The sequence below is a fragment of the Azospirillum sp. genome (assembly GCF_035627195.1).
Classification (GTDB): Bacteria; Pseudomonadota; Alphaproteobacteria; order Azospirillales; family Azospirillaceae; genus Azospirillum.
The window spans coordinates 1-2,904 of sequence record NZ_DASPMG010000316.1 but is presented as its reverse complement, the minus strand read 5'-3'; the positions used below and the strand labels follow the sequence as shown (position 1 = coordinate 2,904).

Sequence of the window (2,904 nt, the reverse complement as noted above, 5' to 3'; positions counted from 1 at the left end):
TGCTGTCGGCGCTGCTGCTGGCGCGCAACGGCGTGACCGTGTTCATGCACGGCACCGAGGGGCACACGGCCGGCCGGCTGTTCGCCGGGGGCGCGTTGGAGGCGCTGGGGGTGCCGGTCGCGGGCTCGATGGGGGAGGCGGCGGGGCACCTGCGCGCCAACCGCTTCGCCTACCTGCCGCTGGCGGCGATGGCGCCGAAGCTGCACGCGATCATGGGGCTGAAGCCGCTGCTCGGCCTGCGCAACCCGGTGCACACGGTGTCGCGCATGCTGAACCCGCTGGCCGCGCCCTGCCAGATCGTCGGCGTCGCCCACCCGCCCTACCGCGACGCCCACCAGAAGGCGGCGGCGCTGCTCGGCCAGCCGCGGCTGGCGGTGTTCAAGGGCGAGGGCGGCGAGGCCGAGCGCCGGCCGGAGAAGCCCACCGAGGTGCGCACCATCCGCAACGGCGAACCCGGCACCGAGCTGTGGGCGCCGATGGCGGCCACGACGACGGTGCGCCACGACGAGGAGCTGGACGTGGCGCGGCTCAAGGCGCTGTGGGACGGCACATCGGAGGATGCCGAGGGGCGCGACGTGGTGATCGCCACGGCGGCGGTGGCGCTCAAGCTGCTCGGGAAGGCGGAGACGCAGGCCGACGCGGAAGCGCTGGCCGCGGAGCTGTGGCGGGGGCGGTAACCTTCCGGTCCCTCCCCCGCCGGAGGCAGGGGAGGGCGATCAGAACACCTAGCAGGATGCGGAAAAAGGGCTGTGCACGTCTGGCCGGTCGTGATTCTCTGCGGTAGCGGAGGAAGCGGCCGGCGAGGGAAGGATGCGCGGATCGGACGAACGCAGCGAAGGTCTGTTCAGCTACGTGAGCTGCGAGGCGCGGGTTCCGGCGAACCATCCGTTGCGGCCGATCCGGGCGATCGTGGACGAGGCGCTGGAAGTCCTGTCGCCGGCCTTCGAGGGGCTGTACTCCAAGATCGGGCGGCCATCGATCCCGCCGGAAAAGCTGCTGCGGGCGCTGCTGCTCCAGGCGTTCTACTCGATCCGCTCGGAGCGTCAGCTGATGGAGCAGCTCGACTACAACCTGCTGTTCCGCTGGTTCGTCGGGCTGTCGATGGACGCGCCGGTGTGGGACGTGACGGTGTTCACCAAGAACCGCGACCGCCTGCTCGACGGCGACGTGGCCGCGAAGTTCCTGGCCGCCGTCCTGGCCCAGCCACGGGTCAAGGCGCTGTTGTCGGACGAGCACTTCTCGGTGGACGGCACACTGATCGAAGCCTGGGCCTCGATGAAGAGCTTCCGACCCAAGGACGGCAGTGGCGAGCCGCCGGGACCGGGACGCAACGGCGAACGCGACTTTCATGGTGAGAAGCGGTCCAACGAGACCCATGCCTCGACCAGCGATCCCGAGGCGCGGCTGTACCGCAAGGGCAACGGCCAGCCGGCGAAGCTGGCCTTCATGGGCCACGCGCTGATGGAGAACCGCCATGCCCTGGTGGTGGATGTGCGGCTGACGCCGGCCACCGGCAGGGCCGAGCGCGAGGCGGCGGTGGCCATGGTTGAGGCCATCCCCGGCCGCCACCGCATCACGGTGGGAGCCGACAAGGCCTACGACACCAAGGATTTCGTCGCGAACATGCGCGCCCTCGGCGCAGCCCCGCATGTCGCCCAGAACACCCGCAACCGCCGCTCGGCCATCGACGGCCGGACCACCCGCCACCCCGGCTATGCCGTGTCCTTGCGCATCCGCAAACGGATCGAAGAGGTCTTCGGCTGGATCAAGGGAGCCGGCTTGCGCAAGACGCGCCATCGCGGCACGGCTCGCGTCGGTTGGGTATTCACACTGACCGCCACCGCCTACAACCTGATCCGCCTGCCCAAACTGCTGGCCGCTGCGTGAAGTACGCCCGGAGTCCGCCTGAATGGCGGCTCCGGGAGCCTCGGAGCGAGGCAAAAGCGCTCCATCTCGGCCAAAACGGGCGTGGAAAACACCATTCTCACGCCTCAGCGAAAGCAAGAGCGCTGCACAGGCCCGTTTTTCCGCGTCCTGCTAAATCACAGGTCCTCCACCCGCACGGCTGGGCACCCTATCGCCTTCATGCTGGCGAGGAAGAACCACGTCGGGAAGGCGCCGCGGTTAATCTTCACCGTGACGGAGCCCTCGGTTTCCTCGATCCCCATGGCGGACAGCCGGCGGGCGAGTTCGTCATAGGTCACGTCATACCGCTTCAACTCGGCCTTCATGAACCGCTTCGCACGGCCAGCCCATTCGTCCTTCGCTTCCATGCTCGGTACCTCTCATTGGTGCATGGAAGATAACATATGTGAAAGCTTTCCCGTTGACAAGGAGGGATGCCAGAGCTAACGTATCTGTAAGGAAACACACGTATACGCTACCATGTCGCAGCACTTCCTCATGTCCGCCGCCGCTCGCACCGTCAGCCTGAAGCAGGTTGCGCGCATGACGGACGGGGAAGCCCGCGCGCTGTTCCGCAAGATCCGCTGGCCCGAGACGAACGGCGCCCTGGTGTGCCCCTACTGCGGCTGCCCGACCTGCTACGAGTACACCACCCGCGCCGTGTTCAAGTGCAAGGCGTGCCGCCGGCAGTTCTCCGAAACCTCGGGCACCCTGTTCGCGTGGCGCAAGCTGCCGATCCGCGATTACCTGATCGCCATCGTCATTTTCGTGAACGCGGTCAAGGGCATCTCCGCCCTCCAGCTCGGCCGTGATCTCGACGTGCAGTACAAGACGGCGTACGTGATGGCCCACAAGCTCCGGGAAGCCATGGCGGCGGAAGTCCGCGGCGTGGCGCCGGGCGGCGACGGCGCCGAGGTGGAGGTTGACGGCTGCTATGTCGGCGGTCACATCCGTCCGGAGAACCGCAAGGAAGACCGGAAGGACCGCCGCCTTGCCGAG

4 protein-coding genes are annotated in these 2,904 nt (G+C 68.0%); 3 read left to right on the top strand and 1 reads right to left on the bottom strand.

All coding sequences use genetic code 11. From position 1 onward, the window contains the following. Both VED21_RS28425 and VED21_RS28420 read left to right on the top strand, forming a co-directional pair. A partial coding sequence (locus VED21_RS28425) for a glycosyl transferase (RefSeq protein WP_324888452.1) occupies window positions 1-677 on the top strand: 677 nt, incomplete at its 5' end. A gap of 133 nt (window positions 678-810) precedes the next feature. Continuing rightward, window positions 811-1,887, top strand: coding sequence for an IS5 family transposase (locus tag VED21_RS28420; RefSeq protein ID WP_324888450.1), 1,077 nt, complete (start codon window positions 811-813; stop codon window positions 1,885-1,887). 155 nt (window positions 1,888-2,042) lie between these two features. Here the strand turns inward: VED21_RS28420 and VED21_RS28415 are convergent, their stop codons facing one another. Beyond that, window positions 2,043-2,273, bottom strand: a complete 231-nt coding sequence (locus VED21_RS28415; RefSeq protein WP_324888448.1) for a DUF6471 domain-containing protein — start codon at window positions 2,271-2,273, stop codon at window positions 2,043-2,045. Window positions 2,274-2,385: 112 nt separating this feature from the next. On the opposite strand from VED21_RS28415, the gene VED21_RS28410 reads away from it, so the two are divergent. After that, a partial coding sequence (locus VED21_RS28410) for an IS1595 family transposase (protein WP_324888446.1) occupies window positions 2,386-2,904 on the top strand: 519 nt, incomplete at its 3' end.

Coding starts and splice junctions, on each gene's coding strand:
- VED21_RS28420 (WP_324888450.1), top strand. CDS start 811: ATGCGCGGATCGGACGAACGCAGCGAAGGTCTGTTCAGCTACGTGAGC.
- VED21_RS28415 (WP_324888448.1), bottom strand. CDS start 2,273: ATGGAAGCGAAGGACGAATGGGCTGGCCGTGCGAAGCGGTTCATGAAG.